This window comes from Lacticaseibacillus parahuelsenbergensis, assembly GCF_030770265.1.
GTDB classification, from domain to species: Bacteria; Bacillota; Bacilli; order Lactobacillales; family Lactobacillaceae; genus Lacticaseibacillus; species Lacticaseibacillus casei.
In genome coordinates, this window is sequence record NZ_CP132482.1 from 1,521,943 (window position 1) to 1,541,355 (window position 19,413).

Below are 19,413 nucleotides of genomic sequence, written 5' to 3' on the forward strand. Positions count from 1 at the left end.
GAAGGGCGATAAACGGTCTGTTCCGACTTGGCCGGGACAACACGCTTATCGCCGCTTCGTTACGCTTGATTAATCGCGTCAGTTCGCGCATGATCGCTGCACGTTGTTGATGAAACAATAGTCGTACAGCTGGTTTCATCTGTTCTTAGACTACCCTTAAATTATAACGATTCTCTGGCAAAATGCTAGTCCTTTGCCATTGCCAGTAGGCTTAAAACGATGTAGATCGGCGGAAAAAAGTACCCATACCATTTGTAGCGCCATAAAACCATCAACGTAAACAAAACAGGTAAAACCAGAAGCCACCACCAGCCTAAATGATGGCGATGAATCATTTTGCCAATCCACCAGGCACTCAACATATTGATCAAAATGAACAGCACACCGACGCGAATGGCAGTGCTGAGATGCAGTAACGGGAAGACCCAAGGGAGGAGCAAGGTCACGAAGACACTCCAACAAATAATGGTGTTGCGCGGAACTTTGACCCAATTCATGACACGACTCATCAGCGATAGTCTCCTTTATCAATGATTCAATTTTTAATTAAGAAAGCTCGGTGAGAACTGAGACAGCACTCAGCAAATACAGCGGCGCCGTTTCTGCCCGTAAAATTCGTGGGCCAAGACCGGCTGGTGTGAAGCCATTTGCTTTTAACCCAGCTAATTCAGCCGGTGAAATACCGCCTTCCGGACCAAAAACAACACATAATGATGCCGGCTTTTCTGCCAACGCTGCTACCAGTGCCGCATGTTCGCCTTGCTTGGCACTTTCTTCGTAAGCAACCAGCTTGACTGCCGCGCTATTGCCTACATCACTAAGCTTAGCATACATCGCCACTTCAGGAACCAGATTGCGATGACTTTGTTCTGCGGCATTCTGAGCGATGGTCGCCAGCCGGCTCAATTTTTTGGCAACCCGTTCGGCCGGCCAGCGGGCAGTGCCCCACTGTGCATTAAAAAAGCCGATCTTGGCAGCGCCTAATTCGGTTGCTTTTTGGACAATCCACTCGGCTTTATCGCCTTTGCTGACACCGCAGACAATTTCAACTGCAATCGGCAGTTCAACGGGTTGCGTGACATCCTCGCCGATCAAGACCGTCAACGGATCTGTGGTTTGAATCGTGGCGTGATAAACGTGGCGTTCGGGATCGGCCAACTCAATCACATCGCCCACCTCATGCCGCAACACCTTAATGGCATGCTTGGAAATCGCTGGTTCCAATGTTAACGTCTGCTTTTCATGCAACTTATGTGTGGTGAAAAACCGTTGCATCAGTCGTCCTCCTCTTGAATCACGGCATCGAGTGCCACCCAGCCGCCTGTTTCACGCCGTTGGGCAATCGTAAACCCATTGGCCTGCAAAGTCTGCGTGATTAAGGCAGCTTTGTCGGCGATAATGCCGGAAAGCAAGAAATGACCCCTGGGCTTCAAGCGTTCCTGAACCTGCGGAATTAAAGGCACTAAAACCTCAGCTAAAATGTTGGCAACAATCAAATCAGCAGACATCGTGATTCCTTGTAGCAAATCATTTGCCTTTACCGTGATGTGGCTGACAGGATTGAGCTCAATGTTAGACTGGGCATTTTTGACGGCAACATCATCGACATCGGTGGCTAAAATGCGGCTGACACCCAAACGCTCGGCTGCAATCGCCAAAATTCCGGAACCCGTTCCGACATCAATCATCGTCTCGCCGCCCCGCACCACTGATTCCAGTAATCCTAACATCAGCTGGGTGGTCGGATGAGTACCGGTGCCAAACGCCATGCCCGGATCCAGCGTTAAGACGATTTCGCCATTTTGTTCCGGGGTGTAATGTTCCCACTTAGGCACAATGGTCAAAAACCGCGAAACTCGAAGCGGATGATAATACTGTTTCCACACATTGGCCCAATCCGCCTGCCGCACATCGGTCAACTTGACCGTTGCCGCTCCGGGATCTAATCCGAATTGCTTCAATGCTTTGACTTGCGCCGCAATGTGATCGCGCTGTTCAATGAGTGAAGTGGCTGGATCAAAATAGCCAATCACCTGGGCGCCTGAAGCCAAATGCGGAATAGTCGTCGGGTCGAACCAAGTTCCGTGAGCATCAATTGTCGCTTTTTTGAAGTCAGCAGCGTCCTTGATTTGAATCCCCTCGGCTCCGGCTTCCATCAAAATATTGCTAACCGCCTCTACCGCTTCAGTTGAGGTTGTTACCGTTAACGCTGTCCAATCGTTGTTCATCAAGATCTCCTTTTAATGTCACTTAACATCCGATCGCGTTTGACACTAACTCATCAACTTATTAATACTTCGGATACGGCAAAAAGATCCGATTGTTGGCGTCAGGCTGTTGCGCCAGAATCTCTTCAAACGCCGCATCGTCGAAATTCAGTGCAAAAAGATCATTGTCAGACGTGCCATCGACAAAATCCATCAGATCGCTTTCACCATCGTCCAGCAAATCCTGCAAGTAAATGAACAACGCATCCACGGTTGCGACGTCAATGCCTTTCTTGCCGTTAAACCCGAAAATGGCCAGATAGTCATCGACATAATCTTCACCATGCAGCCGGGTTTCGTCATAAAAAAGAATCGCATCTTGATAAGTGACCGGTCCGTCATCAATGGTCGCGCCGTTTTGGTCTTCAACCTCGATGCCTGCCTCACCCTGTGCTGTCATCGTGATTTCCAGTTCAATGACGTGGGCATCCTTATCCCAGTTCAAACTAAGATCGCCGTCAAAATCGAGCTGATCCATTTTCTCGCCGATTGCATCTAACATATTCAGTTGGCTCATGCTTGCCATCCTTTCATTTTCCGATCCTGGTCTCGCCGCGGCAAGCCCGACACAAACGGATTGCCGGACACATAAAATCGCAGTGGCGCACTTGTCCAAGGTTCCTTATTGGGGATGCCGATTCGGGGACCGACTGCGATATTCTGTGGTCGATACGCTGTTGGCGTTAGTTTTAATTGACCGTCATTTAACACAGTCCCATCGAGCTGCCGATCAATCGCTAACGCCTGGCATAACTTTCCCGGCCCGTTTGTAAGTCCGACCCCGGTTTGATGACGTCGTTGTGCCATGTCCGCCAGTCCAGCAATCGGTTCAAGCGCGCGAATCAAAATGCACTCAGGAACATCGGCTGCTTGGGTCACAATATTCAGCAAACAGTATTGCCGCATCTGATACACGTAAACCGTCCCTGCTTCCAAGAACAGACTGTGATTGCGCTTAGTATGCCGATTGCCAAACGCATGTGCCGCTTGATCGCGAACACCGAGGTAAGCTTCGGTTTCGACAATTAAGCCGCTGCAGTTGGCTAAACTTAACTTCATCCCCAGCAATTGTTGGGCGGATTGAAGTGTTGGTTGTGTTGCTAACCAAGGAATTATCATGCTTAATATATTAGCCTAGCTTCAGACGAATGCAAAGGGCTAAGTGGCTTTGCCTTCAAAACATCGCCAAGTATAATAGTAATCAACTGGAAAGGAAGCTGAACATGGCAGAAAACTTAGCATTGCGCGCGCTTATCAGTCAACAAGCCGATACACTGGTCTCCGAACTCTACACAGACGACAAGGTCAATGCCCGCCTCCAAAAATGGTTAGCCAAAGTACCGGATCCGGGTGTGGCCGACACCTATAGTTATTTGCTATCAGAGTCGCGGGATTTTTCCGAAGAACTACTTTATCGAATCTTAAGCAAATTGGTCGAAGACGGCGCGCTTACATTGCCTGACCAAAAATAACGGCTAGCAAAAAAAGGCAAACTAGCAGTCTTAATGGGCTGTTGTTTGCCTCTTTTTTGCGTGTGAACCGATATGGCTAGAAAGCAAGGCGTGGTCGGACTCAGCTCAGGTCTCTGTACTATGTCCATGCCATGCTAGCGTCATGCTCTCAATGCCACCGAAAACTACTTAAGTTTATCCTTAATCGCCGCAGGAACCGAATCAGCTGAAACGGTTTGTGGGCCAGCAATGACCCGCTTTTGCGAAATCTTGGCTTTAACATACGTCCCTGGTGTTAATGGCTTGGGATCAGCCGATTCTGGAGATGAGAACCCGAGTTTTCGTTCTTGACCATCTTTTGTGATCCAGACGAAATCGTATTCATACGTGTAGTATTGTTTGCCATTCACTTTATAAGGCGAGCCATCATCATTCTTGGAAGCTTCCTTTTTGCCTTCAGTGACCACGGCATAAGCTTCAACCCCATTATAGGTACTGTTCCAATACTGATAACCAAAAAAGCCCAAAACGAGAACCGCAAGTAACGCAACCACACCTATAACTCTTTTCATGGATAATCGCTCCTTTTTGTTACCAACATTATGTCAATCCAAATAAAAAGTTGCAACTATCTTTACCGCCTTTAGGGTTTCCTTAAATCGTGACAAAAATGTCATGAACGTAAGGTGGACAAGGAATACATAGGTATCTGTGTTAGTTGTATCGGTTTATATAGCGTCATTTTAAGGGCTAAATAAGGACTTGATCGAACATTTTTGTAAGATCAAAACAACAAAATAATTACTCATAATTTAGCTTTAATACCTTTGCAAGTATCGTCCGGCAGCAGCTAATCTCGAAATACCTTTAGATTTTTTCACGGCAAAGGCATGCACAATGCGCGCAACAAAATCAGCCTCGGAGACAAAGATTGTCCCGAGGCTGATATACCTTCTTGTACAACTACTAAATGGCTTTAACGCGCATCTTTGGGTGAATGCTTCACTGGCGGATGATTGTTATTGTTTTTATGCGGACTGCGTTTTAGTCGGCTGAAGACTGACTGAACCGCCTTGAAACGTTGCGGATCGCGGCGGGCATTTTTAACAAACTGGCTAAAATCATGATCGCCAATGCCGACTTCCGGTTCGTCATCTTTTTTATGCTTTAACCAAGGCATCATGACACCTCCGACTCCTCGCGCATTCGATGTGAGCGATTGGCGCCTCTCAAAATAAGCAGCATGGCAACGACCAATCCAATCAATGCGAAGACACTATAATTAGGAATCAAAATAAAGGCAATAAAGGCGCATAACCCAATGATGTTGCCCACTGTTAGCAATCGTGAATGTTGACTCACAAAATACGACAGTAAATGAAAAATGATGCCAGGCACAGTCAACCACCACAGATGGTCCGCCCATGTCATCAGCGTTGCGCCAACGCTTGTAAAAGAAAATCCGTTGGGCAAGGTCGTCACGATCGCAACAATCAGCATCACAAGGGCAAACGCCCCGTAAATCAAATCATAAAGTGCCGGTACTTTTTTAATGGAAATTTTCAAGTGTCGATCATCCCTTGTTTTAGCAGTAACTGTATTATACAAGTTTGCAGAAACCATTGCACGATGATGGATCCTGTTTATACAAAGGTTATTAATCTTCTGCTGTTGAATTGTGGTATAGCGAGTAAAAATGAAACGGACTGGATGGAAACCGACCGCGTGATGTGCAGGTTCGCATAGTCGATTTTGGAACCAGACTAATGGCGTAAAAAAAGCGTGATAACAGGCGTTGAATCCCGGTATCACGCTCTTTCAATCTCAGGAGAGTACAGGATTTGAACCTGCGCGCCGGTATTAGCCGGTTCGACGGATTTCGAGTCCGTTGCATTACCACTCTGCCAACTCTCCAAAACACAAGAACCAGTATAACAAAATGCCTGCGCTTTGGGAAGCAATTCTCTTGAAAAATATCACTTCAATTTGTTGATAGTGGCTGTTGCTGTAAAAGTGAGTATTCATTCAAAAGATCTCTGGAACGTGACAACTCAAAAATACGATAATAATTAACAGGAGCTTGCTGTCCGAAATTAGCCTGATTAACTTGAACAATTTGGCTTAAGAAGACTTCGTGAAAAGAAAGTCTAAGAAATTGCTATGCTGGCGAGAACGATGAAGACGTCATTAATTCATTACAGCTTGCATGATCTCTCAGTATTGTATGATTTTATTTTAATGGTTTCATAAACACTACAAAAACATTGCTCGGTCCTGGCAAAACAACAAGCTGACTATCGCCCAATAATCTCATGGATTAAGGAGCTAAATTATTAAAGCTAAAATGGCTCCAATGATGAAAACGATGACGTACTTAAAAAGTATAAACAAATGCATCTCCGGATCCTTTAAGAAAAGAGTATCAATAACAAGACTTGCAAACAAGGTTATGAACAGAAGTTGTATGACATTTGTTTTCTTTCTAACGGCGGCATACGCGAATAACAGAGTGGAGACAAAGAATAAAAAGAGCAAGATCATAAGAATCATGTTGTAATTCCCTGTAGAACTGTTTATCCATTTATTTAGATTTTCGAAACTGGTCTGTATAAAATTAAACATTCGATTATCCCCCAAAACTTTCAATGTATTTACACCACATATCAGCTAGATTGGTTCTAAATTGCTAAAAAGTCTAATAACGATGGTCACAATGTAATCTAGAACGATTCATGATTTAACAAGCTCTTTGATTCTGTCCTTGAGTAAGCGCGATTCCATAATGATTTAAGCTATTCTCAAATTATTTTGTATATTAGTAAAGGCGGCACCTCAATTCAGCAATAATGATCAGGGTGATCAAATACGTCACTGATATTTTATGCTTACTTAGCAATAAATGGAAGCGCTAATTTCGTTCCCGATATATAATATAATTAATTTATAGCATATAAAATGATCTATTTTTAAATCAAGTATTTGATATCATCTGCTGGGAGCTCCAATGTTCCTTACTCAGGGAAAACTTCTTCCTTGATGTCCTATTTTCTCTTCAAGTGTAGTGGCAGTGCCATATACTCATTCTTTTTGTTGCTCTTCACTCTTCATCGGTCAGCCATTCTTCTGCTCAGTATTGCCTGCTGGTTTGGGGGATAAAGAAAGCTTGCCTGTTTGCATCCACTATCAAAAGACACCTGTGAGAAAATAACTCACCGGTGTCTTTTTGTCTTTTTAGCATTTTATTCTGATTTGGATTTCGACAACGCGACCATTGAGATCAAGATGCCCGCTTTAATCCAGACGATTCAAAAAATCTGTCAAAAAAGCTAAACGCCTTTGCGCCTGCCCAAAAATATCCGGCTGATAGCGCGTGAGCACTTCTTCGCCAAAAGCCCTGTGCGCGATGTACTGGTCATAGCGCAGTTCAATTTGAATCGCCGTTATCCCCTGTTGATGCCCATAATAACGTGTGATGTCGCCACCGCGAAATGGGAAATTATTTTCGACAGTCCAACCCTGCTCGATCAACCGGTTGGTTAGTGCATGCCGAAATACTTTGCTAGAAGTCCGATCATGATCGTTGCCTAAGACAATGGTTTTTGGCTTAACGCCCGGATAATATGGATATTGGGCAAAGCTGTGCAGGTCAATTAAATAAGCTTGACCAAATTTTGCTTTCTTTTGATTCAGCAAGCTAGCCAGCTGATGACGATAAGGCCAATAAAACATGCGGACGCGTTGCTGCATCTGCGCAGTCGTCAAAGGTTTTGCGTAGAGCGGATGATCAAACGTGTTGCGTTGATAGATAGTGGCCGAGCGATAATCATGGTGCGGATCGTAAGTCACGGCGCGGTTGGGATCGGCTACATACCGATTAACATGATTGATCAATGTCGTAAACCCAGCGGCTGGTAAAAAGCGATAGAGTTCCGGCAAAAACCAATCCGTGTTGGCTAGCACAGCAGTTGGTAACAATGCCTGTTTCATGGAATCAGGAAGCCAAGTGCCACTGTGCGGTAAACTGATGACGACCGGTGAATCATGCTCCGGATTCAACACCGTGTACATCGCGTTTTGGTTATTCAAATATGAAGCACCCCCCTTATTGCAAACGATGCACCGTAAAAAATCAGCACCGAACGATTTTCGCCCAGTGCTGATTAGCTTTTCTACTTAATTAAGCGCGACATTACGACTCGCGGTGGCCTTCTTCAGGTAAAAGAATGGTTTGACTCTCACCATCATCATAAGCCATCACGGTGTCCGGGAAGCTGGGATCGTATGGGAATGGCAGATCCACGGCCATTTCCGTGTCGGCCCCTTCCTCACTAAAATGAACCGTGAGCTTACCTTGATTGTTCTGCAGATCAAAGCGCAGTAAGTTGTTCAGTGGCACCACGCCTTGTAAGTTGCGGTCGATGATCATCCAAATACTATCGATAATTTCGCCTGGCAAGTTCGAAATGATGCCAAATGTCGCGAATCGACTGTGATTTGCTTCAAACATGACTTGGCTCCTTTCCTCAGTCCTGCGTGGCAATATCCGCAAACTGTGCATCGACAAAGTCTGCCAACACTTTGGGATCAATGCCAACGGAACGGCCGACTTTGCCAGCTGATACAATCATTTGCTGCTGATTTTCGGCCTCTTGACTGATAAAGATCGGGTACTTGTGGCGTTCATGAATGCCAATCGGTGTGTTAGCGCCGTGTTCATAGCCAGTCGTTTTCACAAGGTCTTTCAATGGCACCATGCCTACTTTACGATTACCGGAGACCTTGCTTAGCTTCTTGTAGTCGACATGTCGGTCTAAGGGAACAACGCCAACCACCGGACCGGTTTTGTTGCCGGTCAATACCAGCGTTTTATAAATCTGATGTTCCGGAACATCGAGGTGATCGACTTCCAACTGGGCAACGTCGCCCACTTCTTCGGTCGGAAATTCATAAGGCACGTAGGTAATGCCCGCTTTGTCTAACATTTTTTCGACCAAGGTTTTTTCTGTCTTATGATGTTTAGCCATTGCGACCCCTCCTCACGAAATTTCCATCTGACCTACTTGAAAACCTTCACTTAAAATACTAGGGCAATTGCAGCGAAAATACCACCATCAAGCGCCGGTGTATGCCATTAACGTGAACATATCGTAGTCCTTGATCTTATCGCGGCCATGTAAGTCGCTTAATTCAATCAAAAAGGCTGTACCAACCACCACACCACCCAGTTGTTCAACTAGGCGAATCGTTGCGGCAATGGTACCCCCGGTTGCCAGCAGGTCATCACAAACCAGGACCCGTTGCCCCGGCTTGATGGCATCCTTGTGTAAATAAAGGGTGGCTTCGCCATATTCCAGATCATAGCTGGCCTTAACGGTTGGCCGCGGCAGCTTTCCCTTTTTCCGGGCCGGTGCGAAACCAATGCCTAACTTGTAAGCGACCGGACAACCAACAATAAAGCCGCGTGCTTCCGGACCGACGATCATCTCAACGCCTTTGTCCTGGGCGTAAGCGGCAATTTCGTCAGTTGCTGCGGCATAGGCCTTTCCGTCTGCCATCAGCGGCGAAATATCGCGAAAAATAATCCCCGGTTCCGGAAAGTCTTTCACACTTGCGATGTAATCTTTAAAATTGATGGTCATGATCCTACCTCACTGTCTGTATGCTCCGTCAGCAACATCGCTTCTAACTGGGCTCGCGGCATGGTTTGCAGCTGCTGCGCGAGCGTCAGAAATTCCTCGCGCGCTGCATAAGCCTTGGCCGTCTGCAGTGGCTTCTTGGCCGGTGCTGTGACTGGAGAAATAAAAGCACCATCTATTGTAACAAAGTCAAGTTCAAAAAACACCTGAATCGCCAAGATCACCTGATGAACCGTCAAGTGCACAGCCTTAGCGATCGCAGGAATATGGTGTTTGTCAAAACCGGGATGGGCTTTGAGAAAATGCAAAACAGCGCCGAACTCAACGCGCGTCGGAATGGCTACTAAATGACTGGGTGCGCCGTAAAACATAATGGCGACTGGTGGTTGGATTTGCTGCATGACTGCCCGCAATTGTGCACGATTCTGCGGTAAATCAACCAAAACAGCGTTGGCTAGCGGCGATGTGACTTGCTCAGCCGTCAGCGTCGGGCCACCAAAGGAGAATTGCCGCTCAAACTGCTGCTTAACTTTCGCATCAAAAAAGACATAGGTGTGACTGCTTTTGAACTGGCTGCCGTCAACAGAAGGCATTCGCCAATCAATGACTAGCGGTTGCTTGACTTCATAATCTTTTAGCATCAGCTGCAAGCTCGTATTGCCTTGCCAAGTGTTCTGATCCAGTCGGACAGCAAGCTTAACGGCTTGGGCATCAACCAGCGTTGCGGCGGCCTCACCAAAGCCAAAACCGATGACATTAATGCCGTTATCCACCTGAAACCGGAGATGCGTGTTTTCCTTGCCGATTTGCTTCACATTTTGAATCACTTGCGGCCGAAGTGAAAAGGTTGGTTCGGGATTGCCCTGGCCAAAAGGCGCAAGTTGGCGAATCAATTCGTAATGCGCTAACGTCAAATCATCATTTTCCAGACGCGCAGCAATCGGCAGCGTCGGCTTTGGCACGGTTTTGAGCATCGTTGCTGCAGCCGCCTCCATCTGTGCATGAATTGCCGGTAGCGCCTCGGTCTTGGCTGTTAATCCAACCGCCATATGATGCCCGCCAAACGCCACCATTTTGTCTCTAACCGGTTCTAAGGCGTTAAAAAGATGGTAGGCTTCGATGGAACGACCCGAGCCTTTAGCAGTCATACCGTCATCAGTGATATTCATAATCAGTGTCGGCTTTCCGGTCGCCTCAACCACTTTGCTGGCTACGATCCCGACAACGCCTTCGTGCCAGCCTTTTTTCGCCAGCAGCAAGGTCTTGGCGGCTTGGTTTTCCGGGGTCTGTGCCATTGCCAGTGCTTCTGTAGCAATCTTGCTGACCAATCCTTGGCGTTCCTGATTTAATTTACCAACCTGTTGCGCCAGATCAGCCGCAACATCCTCTTCAAAAGTCGTCAGCAAGGTGACGCCGGGATTTGCATCGCCCATGCGTCCTAGTGCATTCAGTCGCGGACCAATCACAAAGCCGACTGTTGTTTCGTTGACAGTTTCCGGGGCAACGCCCGCCTCTTTTAAGATCGCGGCAATCCCGACCCGCGGCTGAGTTTGAATCATTTTCAAACCCAACTGTGCAATGACGCGATTCTCATCGGTTAGACTAACCAAATCCGCGATCGTCCCTAAGGCAGCCAAATCGACGCTTTCAAGCGGCGGCTCGCCAAGCAGCGCGGTCGCCACTTTAAACGCCACGCCAGCACCGGAAAGATCGCCAAAAGGATAATGACCTTCAGGATGCCGCGGGTGCACGACCGCTACCGCATGAGGCAGGTTTGCGGGCAGTTCATGGTGATCCGTGACCACAACGTCCATCCCGGCTTCCTGAGCAGGATCAATCACAGAAGCTCCAGCGACCCCGTTATCAACCGTGATCACCAGTTGCGTGCCGGTTTTTTGCAAATAGGCGTAGACTTCGGCATTCGGACCGTAACCGTCAGCAAACCGATCCGGAATAAACACATCAGGTTCCGCGCCAAGGCTCTGCAATGTTTCAAGCATAATGGCGCTGCTTGTCAGGCCATCAACGTCATAGTCACCGTAAATCGTGATCTTTTCATTGCGCTCAATTGCTTTCAGGATTCGCGCAACTGCCTTATCCATGTCGTGCAACGCAAACGGATCGTGCAGCCGACTGATATCCGGGTGCACGAACGCTTCGTAGTCAGATTTATCCTTAATACCGCGCTGCCATAACAAAATCGCCAAAAAGGCCGGCACGCCTAATGTCTGGCTTAATTGTTGAACGGCTGCTGGATCGGGTTGTGCGGCGAGTTGCCACTGATACTGCGTCATATTGTTTCGTTCCTTTCTAACCGATCCAGTATACCAGACAACCCGCCACGAATTAACTGGTTGCCACAAGTTTTCCATTGCAGCACTGGCCTTCTTAACCTCCTCTATCGCTTCTTTACCAAACCCATCCGTTCGGGCAAGAAAAAGCGTGATATAATTGAATTGTTAGAAAGCCCTACTCCAGTCAGCGACTTTAACCGGGCAATCCGTAATTGAAGGGTTGTCTTTATTAGACAAAGCGTAACGGATTAAAGCCTTTCGCAGACCGTTACGATTTTTAAGGAGGAAGCACCATGGCAAAATCTCAAGACCAATTCAATGAAAAGGCCGGCAAGAAGATTACAGTTTCTGACGAAGCAGTCGATAAGGCAGCTAAGCAAATTGAGAAAGTCGGTTATGTAACGGAAAAAGATGTTCCGGAAATGATCGACCGCGATTACACCCGGGCATTGTCGAAGAAGGTTTCCGCAAAACTTCACAGTGACAACGACGATGATTACTTCTACGAGGAACCTTTTGATTATGAAAATGGCCGAATCGCCAACATCATCTGGGATATGGATAAAATCAAGACACGTGAAGAAGCCATGAAAACCTTGGCAAATGAACTTGGTTTAACCGTACCGAAGATCGTCATGCGCAAAGTTGACGAACAAGTATTCTAAAACTGAATGTTGACAAAATCGATGCCCGCGCAAGGCATCGATTTTTTTCTTACTGTTAAATGATGCTTCTGTATCAAGAAGGACCTAATGGCGGGCATTGACTGATACTCATGTGTGCGGCCTTTTAATGAGTTAATCATGCACCATTTTGAGAATTGTGTGATAATAATGATAAAGAAAGGACGTGAAAGTCATGGCTGATCAGCAAGTATTGGACGACTTTTTTGCTAAAGCCAAAGCTGCATTGGATCTACCCGCCGCAACCTACGAAGATGCCTATCAACTGGGCGGACCTGAGTTGGCTGACGAGCTGGCTGCTCTGGTTAAAACTGGCCAAAAGACCGCAACCACCAGCGGCTTTGAACTCTATACCATTGAGCAGGATCCACTACCAATTGCCGGTGTTTACAACATCATCTTGGATCGTCAGGATCGCCCTGTCGCCTTGACTTTCACGGACAATGTGTTTGTGACGCCATTTACCAAAGTCGATGCCACGATCGCCAAACGTGAAGGCGAAGGCTTCCAATCGTTGGCAAGCTGGCGTGCAGCTCATGAGGCATTTTTCCGCCGCGAATATCAGGCAAACGGTATCCAGTTTGATCCCGCCTCATCAATGGTTGTGGTCGAAGAGTTTCACACGGTTTATCCGATTGTTCAAGCGAGGTGACGAACATGAGTCTTAAAAATCGCACGGCATTAACGGAAAAGAAAGTCACAGGGAAACTCGAGGACATCCCTCACCCGACTTTAGACGCGACTATCTACATCCTTGTTTTCGGCATTACGGCGCTCGGCGGATTGGTTTCCTATGGCGCATACCAGTTCTTCAAACCGGAACGCAAGCTGGCACATAAGGCAAAACATATTGTGGATGATCATCAGCGTAAGAATGAGGGCTATTAGACTGCACGAAAGTAGATTAAAACAACCAGACGCCACGGATCACCAGCGCCTGGTTGTTTCGCTACTATGAGTTATTGTCAGCTGTCAAAAATGCAGAGCTGCCGTTTAGAGGAACAGTCTCAGTAAACGTTACAGATTTAAATGACTACAAACCGCTATTTACCGCGGCTTTCTTCGTCATTCATCTTAAGAATGCTCATGAACGCCTCCTGAGGCACCTCCACAGACCCCACCGCTTTCATTCTTTTCTTACCGGCCTTTTGTTTCTCCAGCAATTTGCGTTTCCGGGTAATGTCACCGCCATAGCATTTAGCCAGAACGTTTTTACGATAAGCCTTGACGGTGCTGCGGGCGATAATCTTGTTGCCGATGGCTGCCTGAATCGGAATTTCAAACTGTTGCCGCGGAATGGTTGTTTTTAATCGGGCAACAATAGCCTTGCCGCGGTCATAAGCAAAGTCTTTGTGAACGATGGTGCTCAGAGCGTCAACCGGATCACCATTGAGCAGGATGTCCATTTTGACCAGATCACTTTGACGGTAACCAATAATCTCGTAATCCAGACTCGCATAGCCTTTAGTGCTGCTTTTGAGGTCGTCAAAGAAGTCATAGATAATTTCTGATAACGGTAGTTCGTAGATCACATTAACCCGATACTTATCCAGATAATCCATCGTAACAAATTCGCCGCGCTTACGCTGGGATAGTTCCATGACCGGACCGACATAATCGTTTGGCACCATAATCGAAGCCTTCACGTAGGGTTCGCGAATTTCTTTGATTTCACTGGCATCCGGCATGTCAGCTGGGTTATCGATGGTCTTTTCGGTTCCGTCTGTCAGGACTACCTGATAGTCCACACTTGGCGCTGTCATGATTAAATCAAGGCCATAGTCGCGTTCCAGGCGCTCCTGGACGACATCCATGTGTAACAGCCCTAGGAACCCACAACGGAAGCCAAAACCAAGCGCCTGGGACGTTTCTGGTTCGAACTCTAGCGCCGCATCGTTGAGCTGTAATTTTTCCAATGCTTCGCGCAAATCATTAAACTTCGCATTATCGACCGGGAAAAGTCCGGAGTAAACCATTGGCGTGATTTTCCGGTAGCCTTTTAATGGTTCTTTTGCCGGCCGATCCGCTAGTGTGACAGTATCACCGACACGAGTATCCTGAATCGTCTTAATTGATGCAGTAATGTAGCCGACATCCCCTACCATCAAAAAGTCGCGCTTAACGGCTTTAGGCGACATGACCCCGACTTCTGTCACCTGAAACTGTTTGCCATTGCTCATCAGCTGAATGGTGTCACCGACCTTGACCTGGCCTTCCTTAACGCGGACATCAAGCACCACACCGCGATAATCGTCGTAAACCGAATCAAAAATCAAAGCTTGTAAGGGTGCGTTGATATCTCCCGATGGTGCAGGAATGTCCTTCACAATCCGCTCAAGAATCTCCGGAACACCGAGCCCAGTTTTGCCACTGGCCAAAATCGCATTGGAAGCATCAAGACCGATCATTTCCTCGATTTCTTCTTTGACCACATCCGGCTGGGCGCTGGGCAGGTCGACTTTGTTGATGACAGGAATAATCTCCAGATCATCGTCAATCGCCAAATAAACATTGGCGAGCGTTTGGGCTTCGACCCCTTGAGTGGCATCGACAACTAACAGTGCCCCTTCACACGCCGCCAGACTGCGACTGACTTCATAACTAAAATCAACGTGTCCCGGCGTATCAATCAAGTGGAAAATATAGGTTTCGCCATTTTTGGCTTTATAGTGCAATTCGACCGCGTTGAGTTTAATCGTAATCCCGCGCTCCCGCTCAAGCGCCATATCATCAAGCACTTGCGCCTGCATGTCACGCTTGGCAATGGTGTCGGTTAATTCCAAAATGCGATCGGCAAGCGTCGATTTGCCATGATCAATATGGGCAATAATCGAAAAATTGCGGATATGCTTTTGTCGTTCCAGCATTTCTTCATGATTCATCTTTAATAGTGCCTACTTTCTAAGCGAACGTTTGATTCTTATTATAGCAGAGCGTGAGCTGGCGCGGTTAGAAGTCGGAATATAAGTGGCCTTGGGCGTGATGGCCCGATTTTGGCCATTGCGACCAAGGTCCTTACATGCAGGTTTCTGCGCCAGCGAACGCGTTTCAAGCAGAGCGTGAGCTGGCGCGGTTAGAAGTCGGAGTATAAGTGACCTTGGGCGTGATGGCCCGATTTTGGCCATTGCGACCAAGGTCCTTATACGCAGACTTCTGCGACTGTGAGCGCGTTTCCGCAACCAGACAAGTTAGATTGAAGTTGCCAGACAAGGATATCAAAAAATCGGTTCCAGCGACAAGTTGCCTCCAGAACCGATTTTTTTGTGTCAATTAATTTTAGCGCTTTATTTCCCGCCTTTAAACGCTTCTTTAACACGGTCAAACAACGTGCCATTATGCGGCGTGACATCTTCACCGCTGGCAGCAGCAAATTGCATCAATGCTGCTCTTTGTTTCTCATTCAGATGCTTTGGCGTTTGAATTTCGACGGTAACAATTTCATCGCCGGTTCCGTTGCCGCGCAGTCTTGGCGCACCCTTACCGCGTAGTCTGAACTTAGTCTGGCTTTGGGTACCTGCCGGGATCTTCAACTCAACCGGTCCATGAACCGTATCGACTTTGATTTCGTCGCCCAATGCAGCCTGCGCAAAGCTTAATGGGATGGTCAGATAGATTTCTGCGCCGTCCCGTTGATACTTTTTGCTTGGTGCAACTCGGAAAACAATGTACAGATCACCGTAAGGCCCGCCGTTGGTCCCCGCTTCACCAGCTTGTTGCAGCCGCATTTGCTGACCGTCTTCAACGCCGGCTGGAACCTTGACATCAATAGTGTGACGTTCTTGTTCATGACCGCTGCCATGGCAAGTCGGGCACTTTTCTTTGATTTCTTTACCGGTACCGCCGCAGACGTCGCAAACCTGGCGTGTCATCATCGTGCCAAAGGCCGTATTTCGTTGTACCTGGATGTAACCGGTACCATGGCACTTATGGCACGTTACCGGGCTGGTACCCGGTTTAGCGCCACTACCATGACAGGTATGACAAACAGCTTCGCGATCGTAGGAGATCTTGGTATCTTTACCAAAAATCGCCTCTTCAAACGTCAAGTCCATCCGGTATTGTAAATCGGCGCCTTGACGCGGTGCTGACGGATTCGCTTGAGCACCACCACCAGCTCCGCCAAAGAATTGACTGAAGATATCGTCAAAGCCGCCGCCAAAACCACCTTGGCCACCGAAATCGCCAAAACCGCCTGCCTGGCCTCCTCCTGCGCCGGCGTTGCCAAATCCCTGCGGACCATCAGCAGAACCATACTGATCATAGGCCGCACGTTTCTGGGGATCAGACAGGACCTGATAGGCTTCATTTATCTCTTTAAACTTTTGCTCTGCACCTGGTGCGTGATTAAGATCGGGATGATATTTTTTCGATAGCCTGCGAAAAGCCTTACGAATGGTGTCATCATCGGCATCCCGGCTCACACCGAGCGTCTCATAATAATCTTTCTGATCCGCCATGAGTTCCTCCTCGATTCAGATCGTGACTGAAAATGCCAATTCAGCATAGCATAATTCAAACAAAAAGCCAAAACCGCGCCGCGGCTTCGGCTTTTTGCTGATGATCTGCGACCTTACTTCTTATCGTCGTCAGAAACATCCTTGTAATCGCCATTGATGGTATCATCGTCAGACTTCTTGTCGGTATCGCCTTGCGTTGCACCGGTTGCAGCACCACTCGCAGCGCCGCCTTGTGCCTGCTGATTCTTCTGGGCGTTTTCATAAAGCTTAACGGTCATGTCCTGAACCAGCTTGTTCAAGTCGTCCCGCTTTTGCTTCATGTCATCAAGGTTGTTTTCTTGTTGCGCTTTCTTCAAAGCTTCCTGAGCATCCTTGACTTTCTTGATGTCTTCTTCAGGAACCTTGCCGTCAACGTCCTTGAGCGTCTTGTCGGTCTGGAAGAGTAACTGGTCGACATCGTTCTTCAAGTCGACTTCTTCCTTACGCTTTTCGTCGGCTTCGGCGTTTTCTTCGGCTTCCTTCTTCATGCGTTCGATTTCTTCATCGGACAAACCGCTGGAACTCTTAATGGTGATGTTCTGTGACTTGCCGGTGCCGAGGTCTTTGGCAGAAACCTGAACGATCCCGTTCTTATCGATATCAAACTTGACTTCGATTTGCGGAACCCCACGTGGTGCCGGCGGAATATCCGTCAATTCAAAGCGACCAAGCGTTTTGTCATCCGCTGCCATTGGCCGTTCACCTTGCAGAACGTGAATGTCAACGGCAGGCTGGTTATCAGCTGCAGTTGAGAAGACCTGGCTCTTGGAAGTCGGAATGGTGGTGTTACGATCGATTAATTTGGTGAAGACGCCACCCATGGTTTCAATACCCAAGGACAGCGGCGTAACATCCAACAGAACAACATCCTTAACATCACCGGAAATGACACCACCTTGGATAGCAGCACCCAAAGCAACAGCTTCATCAGGGTTGATACTGTGATCTGGGTCTTTGCCGGTCCATTCTTTAACGGCTTCCTGAACCGCCGGAATTCGTGTAGAACCACCGTTTAAGATAACCTTGTCGATGTCAGCGTTGGTTAGCTTAGCATCCTTCAACGCATTTTCAACCGGTTGCTTGGTCTTGGCAACCAAGTCAGCGGTCATTTCGTCAAACTGAGCACGCGTCAAAGTGCGTTCCAAGTGCAACGGTCCATTAGGGCCAGCAGAGATAAATGGTAGACTGATCTGGGTCTGGGTAACGCCAGACAGATCCTTCTTTGCCTTTTCAGCAGCATCCTTTAAACGTTGCATGGCCATCTTGTCCTTAGACAGGTCGATGTTGTTGTCCTTCTTGAATTCGGAAACCAACCAGTTGATGATCTTGTTATCAAAATCATCCCCGCCCAAATGGGTATCGCCATTGGTTGACAGAACTTCAAAGACGCCATCACCTAATTGCAGAATGGAAACATCAAAGGTCCCACCGCCAAGGTCATAAACCAGGATCTTTTCATCCTTGTCGCCTTTGTCCAAGCCATAAGCCAATGCTGAGGCGGTTGGTTCGTTGATGATCCGCTGTACATTCAAACCGGCAATTTTACCGGCATCCTTGGTAGCCTGACGTTGGCTGTCATTGAAGTAAGCCGGCACGGTAATAACGGCATCCTTAACCGGTTCGCCCAGATAGTCTTCAGAAAATTTCTTGATGTATTGCAGAATCATCGCTGAAATTTCCTGAGGGGTGTATTCCTTGTCGCCAACCTTAACTTTGTAGTTGGCTTCGCCCATGTGGCGTTTGATCGAAACAATCGTATCCGGGTTGGTAATTGCCTGACGCTTGGCAACTTCACCGACTTGAATTTCACCATCTTTAAACGCAACAACAGACGGTGTGGTCCGATTGCCTTCAGGATTTGTAATGATCTTTGGCTGATTGCCTTCCAAAACCGCAACAGCTGAGTTGGTGGTTCCTAAGTCAATACCAATAACTTTACTCATATTGTTATACCTTCTTTATTTTCAGTTTAATTATTTAGCAACAACGACCATAGCAGGGCGTAAAACGCGATCTTTGAGATAATACCCTTTTTGCAGGACCTGCGCGACAGTATCAGCTGCGTGTTTGTCATCAGCCGCGACTGTTTGTACGGCCTGTTGGGTATTCGGGTCGAATTTTTCGCCGGTGCCATCAATAGCAGTGATGCCGTTTTCCTTCAAAGCACGCTCCAAATGGTCATAAACCATTTGGACACCCTTTTTTAGTGAAGCAGCACTATCATCTTTGGCCTCGGTTGCAAGCGCACGTTCAAGATTATCGACAACTGGCAAAATCGCCTTTGCTAACTTCTGGCCATCGTACTTCAGCAGCTTCTGTTGCTCTTTTTCGAACCGATGATTCATATTTTGAATCTCCGCGGCTGCCCGCAGATATTTATCTTCGAATTCATCACGTTCTTTCTTCAACTGCTCGCCATCATGTTGGCTGCTTTTTAGTTGGTCATTGAGATCAGCGATGCTTTCTTTCAGAATGTCTTCTTTAAGCGAAGATCCTGACGCTTCAGCAGGTTGTTTTGCCTGTTTGTCGGTATCTGCTGCGGTTTGCTTTGCTTTTTTTTCTGCCATGGTATCCTCCCTTTAAACC

General features: G+C 47.4%; 21 protein-coding genes and 1 tRNA gene. 4 read left to right on the forward strand and 18 right to left on the reverse strand.

What is annotated here, in order from left to right; all coding sequences use genetic code 11:
• Nucleotides 1-185: 185 nt before the first annotated feature.
• The 5 genes from LACPH_RS07120 to LACPH_RS07140 form a co-directional block, all read right to left on the reverse strand.
• Entirely contained in the window at nt 186-509 is a 324-nt protein-coding gene (locus tag LACPH_RS07120; protein ID WP_049171380.1) for a membrane protein, read from the reverse strand.
• A gap of 37 nt (nt 510-546) precedes the next feature.
• Nucleotides 547-1,275: an RsmE family RNA methyltransferase gene (locus LACPH_RS07125; protein WP_306387672.1), complete on the reverse strand. Its 729-nt coding sequence runs from the start codon at nt 1,273-1,275 to the stop codon at nt 547-549.
• Entirely contained in the window at nt 1,275-2,228 is a 954-nt protein-coding gene (gene prmA, locus LACPH_RS07130) for a 50S ribosomal protein L11 methyltransferase (protein WP_306387673.1), read from the reverse strand. Before prmA ends, LACPH_RS07125 begins: the two co-directional genes overlap by 1 nt.
• Nucleotides 2,229-2,289: 61 nt before the next feature.
• Entirely contained in the window at nt 2,290-2,784 is a 495-nt protein-coding gene (locus LACPH_RS07135) for a DUF3013 family protein (RefSeq protein WP_306387674.1), read from the reverse strand.
• Nucleotides 2,781-3,386, reverse strand: a complete 606-nt coding sequence (locus LACPH_RS07140; protein ID WP_306387675.1) for a DNA-3-methyladenine glycosylase — start codon at nt 3,384-3,386, stop codon at nt 2,781-2,783. The genes LACPH_RS07135 and LACPH_RS07140 overlap by 4 nt, the downstream gene beginning before the upstream one ends.
• Nucleotides 3,387-3,490: 104 nt before the next feature.
• Between LACPH_RS07140 and LACPH_RS07145 the strand changes: the two genes are divergently transcribed.
• Nucleotides 3,491-3,739, forward strand: coding sequence for a hypothetical protein (locus LACPH_RS07145; protein WP_010488157.1), 249 nt, complete (start codon nt 3,491-3,493; stop codon nt 3,737-3,739).
• Nucleotides 3,740-3,903: 164 nt separating this feature from the next.
• On the opposite strand, the gene LACPH_RS07150 is transcribed toward LACPH_RS07145, so the two are convergent.
• From LACPH_RS07150 to recJ, 9 genes are all read right to left on the reverse strand, one after another.
• Nucleotides 3,904-4,290 (reverse strand): DUF1093 domain-containing protein, encoded by a 387-nt coding sequence (locus LACPH_RS07150; protein WP_010488156.1) that lies wholly within the window; start codon nt 4,288-4,290, stop codon nt 3,904-3,906.
• Between the two features lie 404 nt (nt 4,291-4,694).
• Nucleotides 4,695-4,898 carry a hypothetical protein gene (locus LACPH_RS07155; protein WP_087912215.1) on the reverse strand — a complete coding sequence of 68 codons (204 nt, stop codon included), beginning with the start codon at nt 4,896-4,898 and terminating at the stop codon, nt 4,695-4,697.
• Complete coding sequence (locus LACPH_RS07160) at nt 4,898-5,284, reverse strand: hypothetical protein (RefSeq protein WP_010488153.1); 387 nt, start codon at nt 5,282-5,284, stop codon at nt 4,898-4,900. Before LACPH_RS07160 ends, LACPH_RS07155 begins: the two co-directional genes overlap by 1 nt.
• Before the next feature lie 260 nt (nt 5,285-5,544).
• Nucleotides 5,545-5,632: transfer RNA gene (locus LACPH_RS07165), tRNA-Ser, on the reverse strand.
• Nucleotides 5,633-7,009: 1,377 nt separating this feature from the next.
• Nucleotides 7,010-7,786 carry an N-formylglutamate amidohydrolase gene (locus LACPH_RS07170; RefSeq protein ID WP_306387685.1) on the reverse strand — a complete coding sequence of 259 codons (777 nt, stop codon included), beginning with the start codon at nt 7,784-7,786 and terminating at the stop codon, nt 7,010-7,012.
• Nucleotides 7,787-7,907: 121 nt separating this feature from the next.
• Nucleotides 7,908-8,225, reverse strand: coding sequence for a DUF960 domain-containing protein (locus LACPH_RS07175; protein WP_049171364.1), 318 nt, complete (start codon nt 8,223-8,225; stop codon nt 7,908-7,910).
• A gap of 16 nt (nt 8,226-8,241) precedes the next feature.
• Complete coding sequence (ybaK, locus tag LACPH_RS07180) at nt 8,242-8,742, reverse strand: Cys-tRNA(Pro) deacylase (RefSeq protein WP_087912218.1); 501 nt, start codon at nt 8,740-8,742, stop codon at nt 8,242-8,244.
• An 87-nt stretch (nt 8,743-8,829) separates the two neighbouring features.
• Nucleotides 8,830-9,357, reverse strand: coding sequence for an adenine phosphoribosyltransferase (locus LACPH_RS07185; protein ID WP_010488148.1), 528 nt, complete (start codon nt 9,355-9,357; stop codon nt 8,830-8,832).
• Entirely contained in the window at nt 9,354-11,648 is a 2,295-nt protein-coding gene (gene recJ / locus LACPH_RS07190; protein ID WP_306387686.1) for a single-stranded-DNA-specific exonuclease RecJ, read from the reverse strand. Before recJ ends, LACPH_RS07185 begins: the two co-directional genes overlap by 4 nt.
• Nucleotides 11,649-11,941: 293 nt before the next feature.
• Between recJ and LACPH_RS07195 the strand changes: the two genes are divergently transcribed.
• The 3 genes from LACPH_RS07195 to LACPH_RS07205 all read left to right on the forward strand — a co-directional run bounded on the left by LACPH_RS07195 (nt 11,942) and on the right by LACPH_RS07205 (nt 13,219).
• Nucleotides 11,942-12,313, forward strand: a complete 372-nt coding sequence (locus LACPH_RS07195; protein ID WP_049171355.1) for a hypothetical protein — start codon at nt 11,942-11,944, stop codon at nt 12,311-12,313.
• 193 nt (nt 12,314-12,506) lie between these two features.
• Nucleotides 12,507-12,983: an ASCH domain-containing protein gene (locus LACPH_RS07200; protein WP_306386500.1), complete on the forward strand. Its 477-nt coding sequence runs from the start codon at nt 12,507-12,509 to the stop codon at nt 12,981-12,983.
• Nucleotides 12,984-12,988: 5 nt separating this feature from the next.
• Nucleotides 12,989-13,219 carry a hypothetical protein gene (locus LACPH_RS07205; RefSeq protein WP_306386501.1) on the forward strand — a complete coding sequence of 77 codons (231 nt, stop codon included), beginning with the start codon at nt 12,989-12,991 and terminating at the stop codon, nt 13,217-13,219.
• Nucleotides 13,220-13,374: 155 nt separating this feature from the next.
• On the opposite strand, the gene lepA is transcribed toward LACPH_RS07205, so the two are convergent.
• The 4 genes from lepA to grpE all read right to left on the reverse strand — a co-directional run bounded on the left by lepA (nt 13,375) and on the right by grpE (nt 19,394).
• On the reverse strand, nt 13,375-15,213 hold the full coding sequence (gene lepA / locus LACPH_RS07210; protein WP_306386502.1) for a translation elongation factor 4: 1,839 nt from the start codon (nt 15,211-15,213) through the stop codon (nt 13,375-13,377).
• Nucleotides 15,214-15,615: 402 nt separating this feature from the next.
• On the reverse strand, nt 15,616-16,788 hold the full coding sequence (gene dnaJ / locus LACPH_RS07215) for a molecular chaperone DnaJ (RefSeq protein WP_049169449.1): 1,173 nt from the start codon (nt 16,786-16,788) through the stop codon (nt 15,616-15,618).
• Between the two features lie 113 nt (nt 16,789-16,901).
• Nucleotides 16,902-18,770 carry a molecular chaperone DnaK gene (gene dnaK, locus LACPH_RS07220; protein WP_306386503.1) on the reverse strand — a complete coding sequence of 623 codons (1,869 nt, stop codon included), beginning with the start codon at nt 18,768-18,770 and terminating at the stop codon, nt 16,902-16,904.
• Nucleotides 18,771-18,800: 30 nt separating this feature from the next.
• Nucleotides 18,801-19,394, reverse strand: a complete 594-nt coding sequence (grpE, locus tag LACPH_RS07225) for a nucleotide exchange factor GrpE (protein ID WP_306386504.1) — start codon at nt 19,392-19,394, stop codon at nt 18,801-18,803.
• Nucleotides 19,395-19,413: the final 19 nt, after the last annotated feature.